Here is an 18,889-nt window from a genome sequence, read left to right on the forward strand (position 1 = left end):
AATTCACTCCTCAATGAATGGAATAGTTACGAACAAGGTAGTCCCTTTGCTTTCTTTACTTGTGATAGTAATGCCGTAATCATCACCATACAAGAGTCGAATCCTTTCATGAATATTGTTTAGGCCAATGCCTGTCCCTTTTGATACTACCGTCCCATTCAGGATTTGTTCGATTTTCTTAGCAGATATTCCCAGTCCGTCGTCCCTCACATAAATCATTAAGTCGTTTCCATACCTCTCAATGTAAACCTGAATTTTACAAGGTTCAATCATCTCTTCCAACCCATGCTTAATGGCATTCTCAATGATTGGCTGAATGGTCAGTTTTGGAATGGAAGCTTTCTTCAACTGCTCTTCACAGTAAAGCCGAAAAACCAAGCGCTCATTGTATCTTGATTGCTGAATTGTAATATAGCTTTCGACAATGGCAAGCTCTTCACCAACTGTAATTAGAGGCCCCTTTTTGCTAACCATTCCTCTCATCATGCTGCCAAGCGCTTCTGCCATCTCAGCTATCTTCTTCTGGTCACTCACTTTCGCCATCCAATGAATGGAGTCTAACGTATTATAGAAGAAATGCGGATTAATTTGCGCCTGTAAAGCACGATATTCGGTCTCTTTAATAATTAGCTGCTTTTCATAATTTTCTTTAATTAATGAGTTAATTTTATCAACCATCACATAGAAATTCTCTTGAAGATCACCAATCTCATCTTTTAAAAATTCTTGGTTATGGTCAGGAACCACCTCGAAATTACCTTCTTGTACTTTTTTTACATTTTTTGTTAATCGTTCAATAGGTTTCGAAATGGCTTTCGCTGATTGCCGGCTAATAAAGATCGTGACAATTACCATAAAAAAGATGTATAGAAAAATCATCAATGATATGTACGCTTTTTGATCATTGATGTTATCCAATTCCACAATATTAAAATAACTCAAGTTAGAATGCTTTGAAGAGAGTTCAATAATAAAAAATGCCTCATTATTAATCGTCGCAATCTCGTAACTTTCAATTGGAGGCATTGCTAACAGCTCTTTTATTTCTCCTGATTCCATCGTGCTGGAATAGATAAGATCTTTATCATCTGCAATAACAAAGTTTTGCTCCGGCGCAAAGTTCAGCGCTGCTGAGATGAGGTCATCCACATCAATATATACATATAAAAACCCTAGATGGTTTAATGATAGATTCTCACGTTTTTTAATTTCCCTAGCGGAAATTAAAAAACCTTGATCATCTACACCTTGCCAAACATTTCTACCACCGACATTGCGGATTTCGTGATTTACCCATTGGTAATCAATATTCAGATTCGTCCACATCCCAGCTGAAATTAGACGGCCGTTTGAGTCCATAATCTGAGCAGAATTAAAATAATGTTCTTGATTAATAAAGAAGGTAAGCCTTTCAATGAGGTTCTCCCGGGTGCGGAAATAATTATAGTTACGGATAGGTATATCAATTCGATCCATGATGACTTGCATCGTCGGATCGGTAGCAACTTGAAATGTAAAATCTTCAATATAATTCAATTCTCTATCCAAAACATTCGCAGAGACTCTAAGATTATTTTCGGCTTCCTCATACACTTTATCATTATATAAACTTGATAAAAGATGAAAAATAACAAGTCCACACACACCAAAAATAATCATAAAAACAACACTAATGGAAAAGAGCTTATATCTTATTTGCGTAAACTGATTAAATAAGCTTGTTGGATGGAGCTTTTTAAGCAATTTTTTTAACCATCGCCACGTTTTCATTCCCATAAAGATCATCCTGTATAATTTAGTAACCTCACGAACGTACAAACCTACCCTTTGCTCTCAGCTTCCCCTCTTGATCATTTATATATCTTCGAATCACTTGTTGAATGATGGATGCCAAGAATTGCTGAAACACGATAGCTAAAACGATAGGGAGGGCAGTAGCCGGCGGAAAATAAACGACAGCTAATGCTGCACCAACCCCTGTGTTTCTTATCCCACAAGAGAACGTTACCGCAGCGAGCACGGATGAATGCCACTTAAAAAGGATGGATGCTAAGAATCCAATTGTATACCCAAGGCAAGCAATGCCGAGCACCGAAAGGAACAACTGAATGGTATTTAGATCAATCGTTGATAAATAGGGAGATACGACTGCACTGTTAATTAGAATTAACAATAGCATTGCCAGCTTGGATAGAGGTGAAGTGTAGACTGAAAGTTGCTTTGTAGCTGCAGGCAACCTTCTCGTTACCCACAAACCTAAAATGGACGGGAAGACAATCATTAAGAAGAGACTGCCGACCATGCCGACAACATCAATTGATACGCGAGCCCCTAACAATAAAAGTATAGTCACAGGCAGTAATATTGGAGAAAGAAGCGTATTAATGAGTACGATAGAAAGAGCTGTTCCGATATTACCTCCGCTCATTCGAACCCACATGATGGTCGCAACGCCCGTAGGAATCGTAAAGGCAATCACAATACCCGCAAGCAGATCAACAGAGTGACTGTAATAAAGCGTTCCTACTGAGAAGGCAATAAGCGGCATAATCACTTGAATAATGACAAGAGATATAATAATAGGTAAAGGATTTAATACAGATGATTTAATGTCTTGATATTGAATTCCTAAGCAACCCGAAAAACAAATAAATGCAAAAATAAACATAATTGCCACCGATAACGAAGCGGCTCCTTGCAATCCTGTCACGCCTAGAATGACAATCACCGGAATCATATAAGGCATAAATTTCATTAGCCAACGATCAAATGCAAAAACCATGGTGTATCGCTCTTCCTTGTTGTTAGATTTGCTGGCCGATTTTTACGTAATCCACTTCCTTTAGTTGCTCACCTTTGCTTTCAACTTTCTCTATCGTTCTGAATGCCAACCATACATTAAGGTGAATGATGAAACTGACCGCAAATAAAGGAATAAAACCCGGAAAGCTTATAAAAAAGTAGTATACAGACACAGCCGACAAAATCATGAGTGCTGTTTGACCGAGATGCAAGATACTCAGTGCCGAAGCATATTGTATATACTTCTTAAACTCTAAATCGTAGTGTACGTAAACCGGAAAGATGTATAAAGCAATAAAAATAAACATCAATGCAATGATCGTACTGAAAACTTGCATTCCCATATGGAACATATCATCAAATAACCTAAAATAGTTTATATTAAAGTAGACGACAAAACCAATCGCAAGAAGCATTAGAAACAGAGCATTAGCCTTAATAAACTCTGCTTTATACACGTTCCAAAAGGTTCGAAATAACGGAAAATCCTCTTCACCAAGCTTTGTTTTCCTTGCAATGGCATACACCGCAACCGTGCTTGGACCGATACCAAAAATTATACCTCCGAGTAGCGAACAAAACAACCACATGACGTTTAAATAGAAGAAATAACAAATCCATTGACAAAGTGTATAGATAAATACAAACAACCTGCCCCCCGTCATGGGACCACCTCCTATTTTTGATGCACGTCTCGCAAATTGATTGTCAGAATGTCATCGACGTTGATTGGTTGGTTCAATGTGGCTGATTTCCAGACCGCCTCTCCTGTCGCAACAGCATAAGCACCATCTTCACTGCCCGACAAGACATCATATGGTCTGTGTGGATCTTCCCCTAAGAATAAGTCCTCTTGAATGACAGGGTCACCACCTCCATGCCCACCTTCTCGTTCGACTACATGAATCGTCTCTTTTGCTCCAAATAGCGGGAAATAGTCGATCGTCTGCCTTGGCGTTGGAAAAGGGACACGGGACGGAGCGTGATACTCCATCGTTTCAATTCTGCCCTTTGTCCCATTAATTGCCAGTCGATAGCCTTCATATGGCAGCGAGAAATTAATGGAGTAGCTTAGTATTGCCCCACGATCATATTTCACTGTAGCTGTATATGCATCTTCAATGTTAATCTCAGAATCATAGATGCACTGGTCAGGTCGATAATTCGAATAGCCATCACGTGATCGTTTATTCATTGATATGTGGTCATCTTGAACTTCTTGAGAATTACTTCTTGAATTCCAGCGTGTATAGTACGTGCATCGTTGTCTTACCTGACACGTTCCACAAAACCTGCCATCTTCTTTCGCTGGATTGTATTCGCTATTGTCGCCATAATAGAAGCGATCTCCATAAGCAAACACTTGCAACGGGCGCTGGTCCAACCACCAGCTAACGAGATCAAAGTGATGAGAGCTTTTGTGAATCGATAAACCTCCTGAGCGTTCACGTAAGCGATTCCATCTTTGAAAGTAACTTGATCCATGAAACGTATCAATGTACCAGTTCAAGTCTACTGAAGTAATCTTTCCAATTTTTCCTTCAAGCAACAATTCCTTAATCTTTAAATGATAAGGGCTGTATCGATAATTAAACGTCACGATTACCTTACCCTTACTTTGTTGCTCTGCTTTGACAATTCGCTCACTATCTTCCGCCGTTGTGGCAAGCGGCTTTTCAACAATAACATCCAAATTTAGCGATAGAGCTTCTAAAATGTACTCCACATGTGTATCATCCCTGCCGGAAACGATAACGACATCAGGTTTTTCCTCCTGTACCATGAACTCAAACTGATGATTTTCATAGGTTGGTATCGCTTTCGTTTCAGGTATCCTCTCTGCACACACGTCAAATCTTTTTGCATCAATATCTAATAAACCCACCAACTGGCAGTGAACAGCAAACCGATAAATCATCGGAGCTATAAACATGGAAATTGCTCGATTGCTAACACCGCACACTACATATCTCTTCATTATTAGACACTCCTATTTCGCATCGTTTAACTTTTTAGACCGCTTGTACTAATTCCTTCCACAATGTAACGTTGGAATATGAAGAAAACGACAATGATAGGTAATAAACTGAGTGTTGTCATGGCAAACAACGCTCCCCAGTTCGTCACGGAGTCAGGATCGGCAAACAAGTTCAACGCAAGTGATACTGGATACTTTTGCGGTGTTTGCAAATAAATTAACGGAGACATAAAGTCATCCCAACGCCAGTAGAACGAGAAAATTGCCGCTGTCATCATTGCCGGCACAACCAGTGGCAAGATGATCCTAAAAAATATTGAAATACTGTTACACCCATCTATCATTGCAGCCTGATCCAATTCTTTCGGAATGGTACGAATAAATTGCATGATTAAAAAGATGAAAAACGGAACGCCGAAGAACGAGGGTAGAATGAGTGGTAAATAAGTGTCTATCCACCCAAACCAATTGAACATAATGTATTGCGGAATCATGACCATTTCGAAAGGCAGCATCATCGTCAGCATCATTACAACGAACCAAAACCTCTTGCCTTTGAAATTAATCCGTGTAAACCCGTAAGCGACAACTGCGGAGAATAACACACTTCCCACAGTTGCTACAGTTGCAATGAAAATCGAGTTCATAAAGAAGGTTGAAAACGTTATGCCGCCAAACCCTTCCCAACCAACGATATAGTTTTCAAAGTTCCACTCCGATGGAATGATGTGATGTGGATTGATAAACACTTGCGAACTCTCTTTAAATGAACTGCCGGCCATCCAGACAATTGGATAGAGCATAACCGCTGTAAAGGCAATTAACAGAGTGTGCTGAATGATCTTTTTTAAACGAACCTTTTTTTTATGCTCCATTCCTAAGCTCCACTCCTTTACTTATCTTCATAATGAACCCAGTATTGAGAACTTTTAAATATAATCGCTGTTAATATTGCAATAATGATAAGCATTACCCATGCAAGTGCTGCAGCATAACCCATGTTGAAATATTCGAACGCTTGGCGATACATATACAAGATGTATAAGAGTGTGCTGTTTATAGGGTCCCCTGCAGTTACTACGTAAGCCGGTGTAAATGCCATAAACCCTTGAATGGTCTGCATAATTACATTGAAGAGGATAACGGGTGTCAACATTGGTAAAGTAATTTTAAAGAACTGCTGAATGGGCCTTGCACCATCGACAGCAGAGGCTTCATAGAAACTCGTCGGAATATTGCGTAAACCTGCAAGAAAGATCAACATTGAAGACCCGAACTGCCAGCCATATAAAATCACGAGTGTCCAAATCGCTGTATTGGGATCACCTAGCCATGAATGTGTCGGCAAGCCGAGCATAGACAAAACTCCGTTAACTGCCCCTTCATTTCCAAACAGCTGACGCCACATAATGGCAACACCAACACTTCCGCCTACAACGGACGGAAGATACAATAAAGTCCGATAAACTCCTACCATTTCGATGACTTTATTAAGAATTATGGCCACAAACAAAGCGAATATAAGACGAAGTGGAACTGCAGTGCCTGCATAGAAAAACGTAACTTCCATTGACTGCCAAAACATCGCGTCGTTGTTGAACATATGGACGTAATTACCAAAACCGATCCATTCCGGAGTTCCGCCCATCGAATAATTTGTAAAGGAGAGATACAGTGAATACAATATTGGGAACATCGTAAGTAAGATGGTTCCAATGACAAACGGTGATAAGAATATGTATCCTACACCATTTTGCAAGTCTTTTCTAGGTCTCTTATTTTTCCTTAAACCGAACCGCCCTTTTAAATTCCGATTTGGAGGAAGGCCGGTATTCTCTTGTAATCTAGCTTGGTCGTCCATGTGAGATTGTGACACGTTGTTCACCTCTTAGCCTATTAAATTCATTGTCTAACTACCAAGCTCACGAGATTGATTGAATGCGATCCTGCTATAAAGAGCAGAACCGCACCTTTTTATATTAGTTCCCAAGAATTGCGTTCGCCTCTTGCCTAAATTGGGCAGCGCCTTCTTCCGGCGTCATTTGCCCATAAATTACTAGCTCATCAACATCCTCAAGAGCATTTAAGACTTGCGCGGCTTGTGGTGGATAATTTGAATCGACGGGTGTACTGTGGTCCGTCACGTAGGAAATAAAGTCAAATACTTTTTGGTCTGTCTCATTAAGATCGCTTCTCATCTCCTCTTGAATGTCTTCATTAATAGGCACACCGCGATCAGATCCTACCACATCGAAAACTTCAGTTTGGTTCGTGTAAAAATCAATAAATTTTGCCGCTTCCTCTTTATGCTGAGAATTCTCAGCGATTGACCAGAGCATGGAAGGCCTCAAATACATTGCCTCATCATTGTTATCACCGGGTAAAATCGCAAGTTCAATATTTCGATCATCCCCTGCAGCAGACGCAATGGTATTTAATTGGTTTGTCCACCGAAAGTTAATGGCTGCCGTACCGTGTACAAGTAGTTCGTCTTCCAGCCCTTGAATTTCTCCAATAACATCATAGCCGGGAGCCACTCCGTCATCCACCATTCGCTTATTCATCGTCAAATACTCCACAAAAAGTTGGTCATCTTCATACCCTAGGTCTGTCCCATCTTCATTGAACAGACGCTTACCGTTATCTCGAAGATAGTATTCAAACATATTTCCCGGCTCCATTAACCGCATCCCGTAATTCCCTGTAGACTCATGGACCGTCGTAGCCATGTCAATCATGTCTTCCCACGTCCAGTCCTCATTCGGAAGCTCTGCACCTGCAGATTCAATCATGTCCGGATCATATAGCCCCGCCAATGCGTTCATACCTGTCGGAAGCCCGACCAATTCCCCATCAAATTCACCAGATTCTAACACCGTTTCACTGACTGCACTGACATTAATCGTTCCGTCATCAATGAAAGGCTGCAAATCCGCTAACTGCCCTTGAGAAGCATATTGATTTACGAATTCCCCATGATTTTGCTGCATAATATCCGGCAGATTCCCACCAGCTGCTTGCGTTGCCATCTTCTCAAAGTACCCATCAAACCCTGCAAAGTCTGGCTGAATTGACACGTGAGGGTTCTCACTTTCATACATTTCAATGATTTCATTTGTCATATTATGCCTTTCTTGTGACCCCCACCACGACATGCGTAGCACTATTTCCTCTTCACCTGCAGTTGCTTCCGTCTCGCTTCCGTTATCAGTGTCCCCTCCACACGCGGCAAGCAGTGCAGCTGCCATAACCGAATATAATGGCACTTGATAGTTCCTTTTCACACCCTTCACACTCCCTTAAATGCAGTTTTGAAAGCGCTTTCCTTTATATCTTCATTCTAATTTTTATTCTGAAAATTTTAAATTTAAAAACCCGATCTTTTCATTCAAAAAACAGACATGTTTGAAACAAAACAAAAAAGCAACAGCGATCAAGCTGTGCTGCATGAGGAGTCGATTACGCCTCCAAAAGAGAGGAATACCGGCACGCACAGCACAACAAGACGCGATAGTCGCTTTTTTTACTAGGTGAGTTTATATTGCCGGCGGAATCCAATAGAGGAAATCTCCCCAAATAATATCTCCATTCTCATCTCGTTTATATGGAAGTTGAGGATGTAAACTCTTGAAATGCTGTTCATTAATTTGGATACTTTTTTTATTCTCTGATACGTCACCATCAAACAAATAGTTGCTGTTTGATTCCAACCTGTAAGGATAACGATCTCTTGGTGCAGGACGGGTGTGATAGGAAATAAAACGGTCTAATTCAAAATCCTCCTGTATGTTGGTATATGTGGACATATCCAAATTCCCGCCTTCATTATTGAATGCGATGTTGTTTTCAGCGATCAGACCCGGGTTGCTATTGCTCGTAAAACCTGTCGATCCGTTTTCAAAAGCTATGCTATTGCGAATGATGTGAGGAACGTAGATTCCTTCCCCCCCCAGTTTAAAGCCATTTTTATCCCCACCACCTGCACTACCATTAGTAAGTGTGCCGTTTCTATATGCAATACTGTCTTCAATGACAACAGCACCAATTGCACCGGTTCCTACCTTTGCATATAAATCAAAACCATCATCAATATTGTTATGAGCAATTGCTCCTCGAAACACATTGCCTTCCCCTGACGTTAGCTTTGCTGCAAATCCATCCGCGTTGTTCTCTGCAGGGTCTCGATTATCAAAAGATGTCGAGTTTAAGACAAGGTTGTGTGACGGCCACATAGATATATCGTCTTCAGAAGGGTCCGTACGACTGATCTGTAGTCCCGTATCGCCGTTTTCATAGAATCTGCTATTCTCTACAATATTATGACTGCCGCCGATGACGAAACCTTTCGTATTACCTGCGGAACGGGCAAAATCAATGCCCTCGATATGCCAATAATCTCCACTCAGCACCGCACCCTCTGATACAGAGTTAAAATCAATGACCGGGTGACTGCCTTTCTTTGCTTTCAACGTTTTCATTTCACCTTCTGCTCCATCATTATACTTACGAATGTTCAGCTTTTCATCCCGAATGTAGTGCCCATCATGGAGAAGGATTGTTTGTCCTCGGCTGACAAAATCTATGGCAGTATCAACATCAACTGGATCATTCCTTGTACCCTCTCCTGTATGATGGCCTTCAGGTGTCACATGAATTTCGTCTTGGAATGTTCGGTTTATAACCGTGAAATTTTTGATGATCGGCTGATCGTTTGATAAGTTTTTCGAGTCATCGGGTATAAACACAGCCGTAAATCGTGTTTGTTCATTATCATTAAGAGGTGCATGAATGGGCAGGACCACACCAGGGGACATTTTTCCTTCCTCTTCAATCACTTGTCCTTCTTGAATGAGCCGGAGAGTCCCCTCAGTATTGGATTCAGCTTTTACATGATACGTCTCTGTGTCTGATGTCCGTTCTAAGGATACGATGTTCAACGTCGGCTCAACTGGCTCAGATGGGGGGTCAACTTTTGGTGGGTCTACATTAGCATCGGTTACCGACAAATCAATATTATGAACATTTATTGTAGCTTCTCTTGCGACAAAGAAACCTACATACATTTTATCATCTTGTACGTTAAGAATATCTGGTTCAAAGATTATGGTCTCATTCTCGCCATTTAGTGAACCTTTAAACCCACTGTTGGTTTTTGTTAATTGTAATCTGTACTCCATTGCAGGAAAAGTGTTTGACGAACCGGGGCGCTCTTCCTGTATCATGTTTTTCTGAATACCTTCACTGCCTTCTCCATCAGGAGATATCACCCCGCTTCTTACATACAATTGCGTTCCATTGGCTTCGCTAGTTCCACCGCTAAAGCCTCCGACTGTAGCAACATTGGATGAAAATACGCTTGAATCCCACGCTGGACCGATCGCATCGCGTGCCATAATCCCAAATGACTCCTGACCATCGTGAGGTGCCTTCGCATACTCAATAACTTCAATATCTGCAGATAGGTCAAAATTGTCGCCTTCTGCATTTAATTCAGTATAGTAATAGGAAATGCCATCATGGTCTTGCGTCACCTTCCCGGCATTTCCATGGGCATACAACTCGATGTTGCCACCCTCATGTTCTTTAATACTGTTGGTGTCTTCACCAATTGATTGGCCAAATACAATCGATTCCCATAGATGTTCTCGCGGATTTTGGACGATAACAGGAAGTTTTATCGCTTCAAACGCCTTCCCGTTTGCCTCAATAACAATCTCGTACCTCCCCGGTTCCGATTCATCATATTCCGATATGTCCAACGACAATGTTTCTTCTTCCACCGTAGTTTGATCTCCATTATCATATGCGTATACAACTTCCAGACCGTTAGGATCGAATGGTTGGCCAATTTCATACGTCGTTTTTGGATATTCCACAATTTCTATATGTGTGACTTCAGGTTCTTTAACTTCGATATCGAAACTTGCTACTTCACCTTTGTAGCTAATTTCAACGGTTTTTCTCCCGATGTGATCGGTGTTCTCATCATCAATCTCTACCTCTTGAAGACCTATTCGAACTTCTTCTCCGTCCTCATAATGGGCATAAACCATCGTTCCTGCGGGCTCAAATTCTTCTCCAATAAAATACGACGTCTTAACAGGAGCTTGTCTAATCTCCAGTTCAGTGATCGCCTCGTCACGAATGTCGATCGTGAAAGAATCTAAAGCTCTGAAATAATCATCTGAAACTACCCAGACCGTTTTTTCTCCTGGACTCGTCAGTACTTCACCCGGGTGAACCGTTTTACCTTGAATTTGAAAGGATACCTCGGTATGCTCGAGCGGTCCATGTTTGTAACCGTCATTGTATTCTGCCTCGATCTCCAACCCGTCCGTGTTCAATATATCGCCGACATAATACGTTGACTTTGCGGGTGCATATTCCACGGTCAAATCGGTTACAGATAAAGGATGAACAGTCACTTCTATCTCTTCTGTCAATCCATTATAATGTATATTAATTTGCTGATCGCCGGTCTCTTGTGGGTCATAACCCGTAACGATCCACTCGTCTTCGTTGACCCTTCGCTCACTTCCATTGGCGCTTTCAACATGCACACGAAGCCCTTCTAAATTTAAATCTTCCCCTTTCAAATATTCTTTTTTCACCCGTTGATCATCAACAACAAGGGAAGCACCATCTGCTTCATCAGATAATACATCCACCTTATACTCACTAAAAGTCACCGCTGTATTACGTGCCGTAAAAAAACCTCCATAGGAAAGTGCTGCATCAAAATCTTCTACTATTTGATGCTCACCATTCACAGAAAGTTGATACACATCTCCGCTTTTGATGAGAGCGAGTGAGTATTCTTTATTCCCATGTGGGGGATCAGAATCATCAAAAGACCAATGATCCTTTTCGATACTGCTCCTGTCGTTCTTGTTGTAAAACCCTTTCATCTCTTGATCAAGTGCGCCAACAGCCAAGTAATCACCCGTAAAGTGTTCATCATTCTCATTTTTTAGAATCTCATCTCTTACCATGATTCCAAAGCTCACTTGATTGTTCGGTGTCCAATCCTCCACCGTCACAGTCGTGCTTAAATTAAAATTTGAACTTTCTGATATTTGTTTGTATGTGTAAGCGATGCCCTCACTGTTGCTCGCGATTTTCCCTTGGTTATTGGAGCTCCTCATGTATAGCGTGCCATCATCGTTCGTATCAATCTCAAAATTCTCAGCGGTTATACTGTTCTGTCCTCCAAGATCACCAAAAACACTCGCTTTATAATGATCAGGGGGATTAATAAACCCTTGATCTTGAACCGCCTTTGCAACAGAACCATAAGGTGATGCGACAAGTAAAAAAGCTAAGGCGGCTGGAAGCCACCTCTTGAACATGATCATTTCGTTCCCTCCTTTCATTTAATACTCCTTTCACATAGGGAATTTGAAATAATGTTTTGCATTCCAATATGATATGTTTTGGACAAGATCACCTAAATATTTGTAATCCTTTGGTGCCTCCCCATTCTCCACCCACTCACCAATCAATCTGCAGAGAACGCGCCTAAAGTATTCGTGCCTTGTGTATGACAAGAAGCTCCTTGAGTCCGTCAGCATACCGACAAAAGTACTTAACAGGCCAATATTTGCAAGGTCACTCATGTGCTTTGTCATACCTTCCTTGTGATCATTAAACCACCAGGCTGAACCGAATTGAATCTTACCTACTTGCCCATTCGCAGAAAAGGCACCTAACGCGGAAGCAATCACCTCATTAAACTGAGGATTCACACTGTATAAAATTGTTTTTGGGAGCGCATTATCTTTTTCCAACTCATTTAAGAAACCATTGAGCTTGGCAGCAATCGGCTGGTCACCAATTGTGTCAAAGCCTGTATCAGCCCCCAGCACTTCAAACCACTTGGAATTGTTGTTGCGCATCGCACTTATATGCAGTTGCATCGTCCAGTTATGATCGTGATACATTTGACCGAGCACTCGCAATACGAACGTTTGGTATTTTTCCTCATCAACCATTGACACTTGTTCACCATTCAAAGCCTTCAGAAAAATGCGGGTTGCTTCTTCTTTTGAACACGGAGAAAACGGAATCCCATAAATTCCATGGTCAGATATACGACATCCATGTTCGTGGAAATACGTCATTCGTTTTTCTAAGCTCATTATAAGATCGTCCAAATGTTCAATCCTTGCGTTTGATGCTTCGCTTAATAATTGAACATATTCTTGAAATGCAGGTGAAGAAATCTGCAGAACTTTGTCAGGTCTGAACGCTGGCAGCACTGCGACTTCGAACTCTTTATCATGAGATAAGCGCTTGTGACTTGCTAAGCTGTCGATAGGATCATCTGTCGTACAAATAAGCTCGACATTCGATTTTTCAATAATTTTTCTCGTGGTTAGGTCGGCTCCTTGCAAGTCAGCATTCACCTTGTCCCAAATCTTCTCAGCATTCATTTCTGACAACATGTCATTCACATCAAAGTATCTCTTTAATTCTAAGTGAGTCCAGTGAAACAATGGGTTTCCAATTGTTTTCGGAACACACGCTGCCCACTTCATGAATTTCTCTTTATCACTTTTATCTCCGGTAATGTAGGATTCATCTACCCCGAGCATTCGCATCGCTCGCCATTTGTAGTGATCTCCATGTAGCCATATTTCCGAGATGTTTTCAAATTTACGATTCTGTTCAATCTCATTGGGAGGAACGTGACAATGATAATCAATAATCGGCATCTCTTTCGCATAATCATGGTAAAGTTGTTTTGCGGCGTCTGAGTTTAATAAGAAATGATCATCTATAAACGTGTCTTTAGAAATTAGCATTCAACCTCTCCTTTTACTTGTTTGTATGCTTCATTAGCGTTTCAATGGCTGCACTGCCGCCTTCTTTACATAGAATCGTTAAATACGAAGCAACAACTGCAGGATTCACACATTCCATACTCTCTTTCCAAATCTGTTCATTGTTCATCACATTCAGTACGAGCTCTTGCATGGTTTGTTTTCGCTGTGAAACGTTGTTCCATTCGGCGTACATAAAATTCATGGTGGAAAGTTCCTCTCGCAAAGGCACTGCGATACCGTTAATGACCGTTGTCCCACTCTCTTGATCGGGCTCTGTCGGTCGGAAATAATAAATCAACGCCGCAAGTGACAAGCTAAGATAATGTTCAGCTGCAGTTTCCTCACCTTTCCACTTGCGCCAAATGGGCACTACCCGAGAGCGGAATTTCTGCATTCCATTCAGGCCTAAATCCGAAAGTTGATGATGCTGATAAGGGTTGTCAAAGCGTTCAATGACCCCCTCAATATACGCCTCTTTCTCTTCGTCAGTTTGAGGAAGTACCGGGCGAATGACCGAGTGCATGACTTCCTTGATAAATTGCCTGAGTTGGTCATTACTCATCGCTTGTTTGACAGTCGTTGTACCGACAAACTGTGCCAATGCAAACATCATCGTATGCGGCGCATTAAGAAGTCTCACTTTGAGTTCTGAATACGCTTTCACTTCCCCGTACTGCACATTCAATCCACTAACCTTGTGCAAAGGCAGAATATCCTTAATGGTATCGTTCCCTTCAATAACAAGCAGATGATACGGTTCAGCAACTGTGAGAAGATAATCCTCATACCCTAACCGATGAAAATAGTGTTCGTCGTTCTCTTTTGGATAGCCGGTTACAATTCGATCAACGAGTGTATTATAAAAAAATTGATGGTTCAACACCCAATTTTTGAAATTTCCACCTAATTCCCAGTCATGGATTTTCCGTAAAATAATCTCTTTTAGCAGACTCCCATTATTGTCGATCAACTCTAAGGGAAGAATATGTAATCCACCCTCCTTTGATCCTTTAAAAGCTTGATACCTTGCATACAATAGTTGTGTTACTTTGCCCGGGAAAGATAAACAGGCACGATCCTTTTCCAAACGTTCGTAAGTGTATGAGAGCCCTGCTTCTGTCGTGTTTGACGTAATGACTTGCAACTCTTCAGATGCGGCAAACGTCAAAAATCGCTCCCAATCTTCATACGGATTGATCCCTTCGCCAATGGATGTAATTACCTCCGATTCATCGATGACCTTTTCGTTCATATATCCTTTTAACATGACAGTAAATGATCCGTCTTGCCTATCAAATATTGACATCTTCTTTCCGTGAGGAGTCGGCTGAACAGCAACCGCACGTCCTCGATACTCTCCGGTTGTATTGAGCTGATGAATCATCCAATTAAAGTATGCACGTATAAAATTGCCTTCTCCAAACTGCATAATTCGAAACGGATGAGGTTCGTACGCTTCTTTTGGTGCTAGTTCTTTTGCGCGGATAAGCGAATGATCTAATATAGCCATAAACATTGCACCCTTTCACTTACAAAATCACGCCATCTTTGAAAATGGCTATCTCTTTAAATTCATACTTCTCGTTTTGCGTTTGAACTTCGCCGGAGGCAAGTTTAATAATGTATTCAAGCAGCTCTTCTGCAACGCCTTCGATATTCGCTCCTTCAACAATTTGACCGGCATTAAAATCAATCCACCGTTTTTTCTTACGGGCAAGCGTTGTATTTGTCGAGATTTTCACGGTTGGCACGGGACCGCCATACGGCGTTCCTCTACCTGTCGTAAACAAGACAATATGTGCACCAGCCGCTGCAAGATTGGATACAGACACAAGGTCGTTCCCTGGGCCTTGAAGAAGGTTTAGACCATTTCTTTCCGCTCGGCTCGCATAACTTAATACATCCACAATCGGAGCAGATCCACCCTTTTGCACACACCCTAAAGATTTCTCTTCCAGCGTTGTAATACCACCCTCTTTATTACCTGGGGAAGGGTTTTCATAGACGACTTGATTGTGCCGGATAAAATAATCCTTAAAATCATTAACGAGATGAACGGTTTTATGAAATACGTCTTCACTTTCTGCACGATTCATGAGCAGTGTCTCCGCGCCAAACATCTCTGGAACTTCAGTCATAATTGCAGTCCCGCCCATTTCAATTAATCGATCAGAAAACCGCCCAACCAGTGGATTGCCCGTAATTCCTGAGAACCCATCGGACCCACCGCACTTTAAACCAATTTTCAATTCAGAAATAGGGATGTCTTCTTTCTGAAAAGTATTCGCATATTCCACCAATTCAGAGATGCACTGAAGTCCTTCTTCAAGCTCGTCATCCACTTCCTGCGCACTAAAAAACATGACTTTCTTATCTTTTACTTCTCCTACCATAGATTGAAATGATTGGATTGTATTATTTTCACACCCTAGCCCCATAACAAGTACACCAGCTGCATTTGGATGTTGTACGAGACTGCTTAAAAATTGCTGCGTATACTTCAAGTCGTCACCAAGCTGTGAACATCCAAACGGGTGAGGGAAGCTGCGAATCTCATCTACTTCATCAGCAGTAGTTAGTTCTTTCGTTGCCAGTTTGGCTAAGAGCTCTGCAGATTTGTTTATGCAGCCTACCGTGTTAATAATCCATATCTCATTTCGAATGGCCACATCTTGATTGCCTCGTCGATACCCTTTGAACGTTACAGAGCTCTTTTGTTTATTCTCACGATCTGTTTGCAGAGGATTGTATGAATACGTTAATTTTCCATCTAAATTTGTTTTTAAGTTGTGTGAGTGCACCCAGCTGCCTGCCATAATATTCTCTGTAATTGACCCGATCGCATTGCCGTACTTTATAATTTCCGTACCTGTCGCCATTTCTTGGAGAGCTACTTTATGACCTGCTGCAATATCTTCCTTCAATACAATCGTTTCGTTTCCGACTTTCAGCCATTGCCCAGATTTTCCATCGCCGAGCATGACCGCGACATTGTCTTTATCGTGTATTTTGATATTTTGAACACTCATTGCGTCCTCCTTTAGTGTGAGAATATTGATGTATAACCTCGCACTGCCCAATCAGCTTCTTCTAACTCGCTTGGAAGCTTCCACAATTCAAATGATTTTTTCATGATCTCGTCTAAACCTTTGACTGACCTCCGTTTGTCTTCACGAATTACGGATTGATCTGGAAACACAATGGTGTCATTCATCGCTGTATGCAAGGCATCAATGCACATTGCGTGAGGGATTACCGATTCGGGACCGCATAAAACATGTGTATAGTCTTTAGTTTTCACCGCTTCAATGCATGAAAATAGCTTTTGACTTCTTTCCTCTTCAGGATCCGAGTACCTTCGTATCGTCCCGTCCCGCATCGTAACGATGATTGAACCATACCGCTCATACTGAATCACAGCGTCTTCAAAAACATACTCATAGATCGGGCCTTTTTGTTCGGCTCCCGCGTGCGTCGCTAAATAAAGAAGCTCAGTTCCTCCTTCTACTTTGACTCTCAATGCACATGTATCAAACGTTTCAATTGGGTTAACTCGGTATAATTCCGACTCTAGCTTTAGCGGATGTGCACTTTCAAAAGGGGTGCTGCCCAGCAAGTAGAACATGTTATGAAGAAAATGAGCCGCTGCATTATTGGCTACGCTGTCATAAATCGGTATGCCGTCATCAGTTTTGCATTTCCCCGCCCATACGGCTCGCTGAAAATAATTGTCATCCCTTGGCCATAGCACTAACGTTTTAAATTGAATGGGCCGACCAAAGGTTCCGCTTATGACCTCGGTCTTTAATTTTTGTATCGAACGCGAGTAAGACCAATCGAAGCCAACAGCAACAAATCGTTTTTTCTCATTCTTAAGCGCAATGATGTCGTAAATCTGTTCAATGTCCGTTGTCAATGGTTTCTCACATAAAACATGGCTGTCGTGTTTTAGAGCGGCAAGAGTTTGTTCATTATGGTAAGGTATAGGACTCGAAATAATTGTTAAATCAGCCGAGTGATTTGCAAAGAATTCATCAACCGTTTCAAAGACTGGAATGGACCCCTTTTTTACTTCAGCGTAGAATGGACTCCTCTCTGGGTTAGGATCTACAACGCCTTTCACCAATGAGAATTGATCCATTGAAAGAAGTTCACGCACATACGTGCTTCCGTAACCGCCGATACCGACGAGCAAGATAGATACTTCTTTTATCTCAACCACCCCTCTCTCGCTCAGCCATATTCTGTGCTTTCAGACTTAACTCAGATGCTAGAAAAGCATGTTCCTGAGTCATTGCCTTCTCAGTTCCATGCAAACAGTCTCCAATAAGATGGTGATAAAACGGGAGTCCTACTTTACCTTTTAATGAAAAGTATTGTTCTCCTTCATGATTAACAAGAAATAGGTGATCACTTTCTCGACTACGCATGAGGTCAAGATTCTTGCGCAATTCAATATACCCGTCTGTTCCTAAAATAAATGTCCGGCCATCGCCCCAAGAATGAAGCCCATCTGGTGTCAGCCAATCGACACGGAAATAATTCGATGCTCCGTTATCTGCCTTTAGGGACACTTCCCCAAAATCTTCAAGTTCCGGATAATCTGGATGTGCATAATTCTCCGTACGACTAAACACCACTTCAGCACGTTTAGCTCCTGAGAAGGTTAGAAATTGTTCTACTTGATGACTGCCAATATCACAAAGGATTCCGCCGTATTTCTCCTTTTCAAAAAACCAAGAAGAACGCTCTCCCTCTTTCAGCTTGTGAGGGCCTGTGCCAATGACTTGTACCACTCTGCCAATGGCCCCTTCTTCAATAAGTTGTCCGGCAAAAACGGCACTTTCAACGGCAATGCGTTCACTGTAATTCACCGCCCAAACCTTGCCTGTTTGCCTAACCATCTCTTTTGCCTTCTCTAACTGTTGGATGCACGTGAACGGTGTTTTTGCGGTGAAATAATGCTTGCCGTGCCGATGGACTTTTAGACCTAACTCTCCTCTTTCAGAAGGAATCGGCGCAGCCGCAACCATGTGAACTTCTTGATCTTCTAAAATTGTTTGCGCTGAAGGAGCCACCTCCACTTCAGGAAACTTCTCTTTAAACCATTGCGTTTTATGAGGATCTGGGTCATACACCCACTTCACAGATGCTCCAGCATCTGCAAGTCTTTTGCACATTCCATAAATATGATTGTGATCCAAACCGATTGCTGCAATGTTGAACTCTCCCTGTTGCACCGCTCTGCCAAGTTTAAGGTTCGGGGTGTATGTCTTCATGTGCT

At 41.7% G+C, this 18,889-nt stretch carries 13 protein-coding genes; all 13 read right to left on the reverse strand.

Going from position 1 to position 18,889, the window contains the following annotated elements; translation table 11 throughout:
- Positions 1–3: 3 nt before the first annotated feature.
- On the reverse strand, positions 4–1,776 hold the full coding sequence (locus ACE1TF_RS07170; protein WP_375015512.1) for a sensor histidine kinase: 1,773 nt from the start codon (positions 1,774–1,776) through the stop codon (positions 4–6).
- Between the two features lie 28 nt (positions 1,777–1,804).
- The gene (locus ACE1TF_RS07175; protein WP_375015515.1) at positions 1,805–2,782 is read right to left on the reverse strand and encodes a bile acid:sodium symporter family protein; all 978 of its coding nucleotides are present in this window, start codon (positions 2,780–2,782) and stop codon (positions 1,805–1,807) included.
- Positions 2,783–2,804: 22 nt separating this feature from the next.
- Positions 2,805–3,467 (reverse strand): YesL family protein, encoded by a 663-nt coding sequence (locus ACE1TF_RS07180; protein WP_042403956.1) that lies wholly within the window; start codon positions 3,465–3,467, stop codon positions 2,805–2,807.
- An 11-nt stretch (positions 3,468–3,478) separates the two neighbouring features.
- The gene (locus ACE1TF_RS07185; RefSeq protein WP_375015516.1) at positions 3,479–4,780 is read right to left on the reverse strand and encodes a Gfo/Idh/MocA family protein; all 1,302 of its coding nucleotides are present in this window, start codon (positions 4,778–4,780) and stop codon (positions 3,479–3,481) included.
- A gap of 26 nt (positions 4,781–4,806) precedes the next feature.
- Positions 4,807–5,655 (reverse strand): carbohydrate ABC transporter permease, encoded by an 849-nt coding sequence (locus ACE1TF_RS07190; RefSeq protein ID WP_042403954.1) that lies wholly within the window; start codon positions 5,653–5,655, stop codon positions 4,807–4,809.
- A gap of 17 nt (positions 5,656–5,672) precedes the next feature.
- Positions 5,673–6,641: a carbohydrate ABC transporter permease gene (locus ACE1TF_RS07195; protein ID WP_375015684.1), complete on the reverse strand. Its 969-nt coding sequence runs from the start codon at positions 6,639–6,641 to the stop codon at positions 5,673–5,675.
- A 118-nt stretch (positions 6,642–6,759) separates the two neighbouring features.
- On the reverse strand, positions 6,760–8,064 hold the full coding sequence (locus tag ACE1TF_RS07200; RefSeq protein WP_052364109.1) for an ABC transporter substrate-binding protein: 1,305 nt from the start codon (positions 8,062–8,064) through the stop codon (positions 6,760–6,762).
- 252 nt (positions 8,065–8,316) lie between these two features.
- Positions 8,317–12,135 carry a bacterial Ig-like domain-containing protein gene (locus ACE1TF_RS07205; protein WP_375015519.1) on the reverse strand — a complete coding sequence of 1,273 codons (3,819 nt, stop codon included), beginning with the start codon at positions 12,133–12,135 and terminating at the stop codon, positions 8,317–8,319.
- 30 nt (positions 12,136–12,165) lie between these two features.
- Complete coding sequence (uxaC, locus tag ACE1TF_RS07210) at positions 12,166–13,584, reverse strand: glucuronate isomerase (RefSeq protein ID WP_375015521.1); 1,419 nt, start codon at positions 13,582–13,584, stop codon at positions 12,166–12,168.
- A gap of 13 nt (positions 13,585–13,597) precedes the next feature.
- Positions 13,598–15,115, reverse strand: coding sequence for a tagaturonate reductase (locus ACE1TF_RS07215; RefSeq protein WP_375015522.1), 1,518 nt, complete (start codon positions 15,113–15,115; stop codon positions 13,598–13,600).
- A gap of 19 nt (positions 15,116–15,134) precedes the next feature.
- On the reverse strand, positions 15,135–16,634 hold the full coding sequence (locus tag ACE1TF_RS07220; protein WP_375015524.1) for a UxaA family hydrolase: 1,500 nt from the start codon (positions 16,632–16,634) through the stop codon (positions 15,135–15,137).
- Positions 16,635–16,645: 11 nt separating this feature from the next.
- On the reverse strand, positions 16,646–17,827 hold the full coding sequence (locus ACE1TF_RS07225; protein ID WP_052363995.1) for a Gfo/Idh/MocA family protein: 1,182 nt from the start codon (positions 17,825–17,827) through the stop codon (positions 16,646–16,648).
- A complete protein-coding gene (locus ACE1TF_RS07230; RefSeq protein ID WP_042403290.1) occupies positions 17,820–18,884 on the reverse strand; it encodes a Gfo/Idh/MocA family protein in 1,065 nt (354 codons plus the stop codon). The genes ACE1TF_RS07225 and ACE1TF_RS07230 overlap by 8 nt, the downstream gene beginning before the upstream one ends.
- Between the last annotated feature and the right edge of the window lie 5 nt (positions 18,885–18,889).

It is taken from the genome of Geomicrobium sp. JSM 1781026, assembly GCF_041949955.1.
GTDB lineage: Bacteria > Bacillota > Bacilli > Bacillales > Marinococcaceae > Geomicrobium_A.

Excerpts from the sequence above, each read along its gene's own strand:
- ACE1TF_RS07170 (WP_375015512.1), bottom strand. The coding sequence starts at position 1,776 with ATGGGAATGAAAACGTGGCGATGGTTAAAAAAATTGCTTAAAAAGCTC.
- ACE1TF_RS07175 (WP_375015515.1), bottom strand. The coding sequence starts at position 2,782 with ATGGTTTTTGCATTTGATCGTTGGCTAATGAAATTTATGCCTTATATG.
- ACE1TF_RS07180 (WP_042403956.1), bottom strand. The coding sequence starts at position 3,467 with ATGACGGGGGGCAGGTTGTTTGTATTTATCTATACACTTTGTCAATGG.
- ACE1TF_RS07185 (WP_375015516.1), bottom strand. The coding sequence starts at position 4,780 with ATGAAGAGATATGTAGTGTGCGGTGTTAGCAATCGAGCAATTTCCATG.
- ACE1TF_RS07190 (WP_042403954.1), bottom strand. The coding sequence starts at position 5,655 with ATGGAGCATAAAAAAAAGGTTCGTTTAAAAAAGATCATTCAGCACACT.
- ACE1TF_RS07195 (WP_375015684.1), bottom strand. The coding sequence starts at position 6,641 with ATGGACGACCAAGCTAGATTACAAGAGAATACCGGCCTTCCTCCAAAT.
- ACE1TF_RS07205 (WP_375015519.1), bottom strand. The coding sequence starts at position 12,135 with ATGATCATGTTCAAGAGGTGGCTTCCAGCCGCCTTAGCTTTTTTACTT.
- uxaC (WP_375015521.1), bottom strand. The coding sequence starts at position 13,584 with ATGCTAATTTCTAAAGACACGTTTATAGATGATCATTTCTTATTAAAC.
- ACE1TF_RS07215 (WP_375015522.1), bottom strand. The coding sequence starts at position 15,115 with ATGGCTATATTAGATCATTCGCTTATCCGCGCAAAAGAACTAGCACCA.
- ACE1TF_RS07220 (WP_375015524.1), bottom strand. The coding sequence starts at position 16,634 with ATGAGTGTTCAAAATATCAAAATACACGATAAAGACAATGTCGCGGTC.
- ACE1TF_RS07230 (WP_042403290.1), bottom strand. The coding sequence starts at position 18,884 with ATGAAGACATACACCCCGAACCTTAAACTTGGCAGAGCGGTGCAACAG.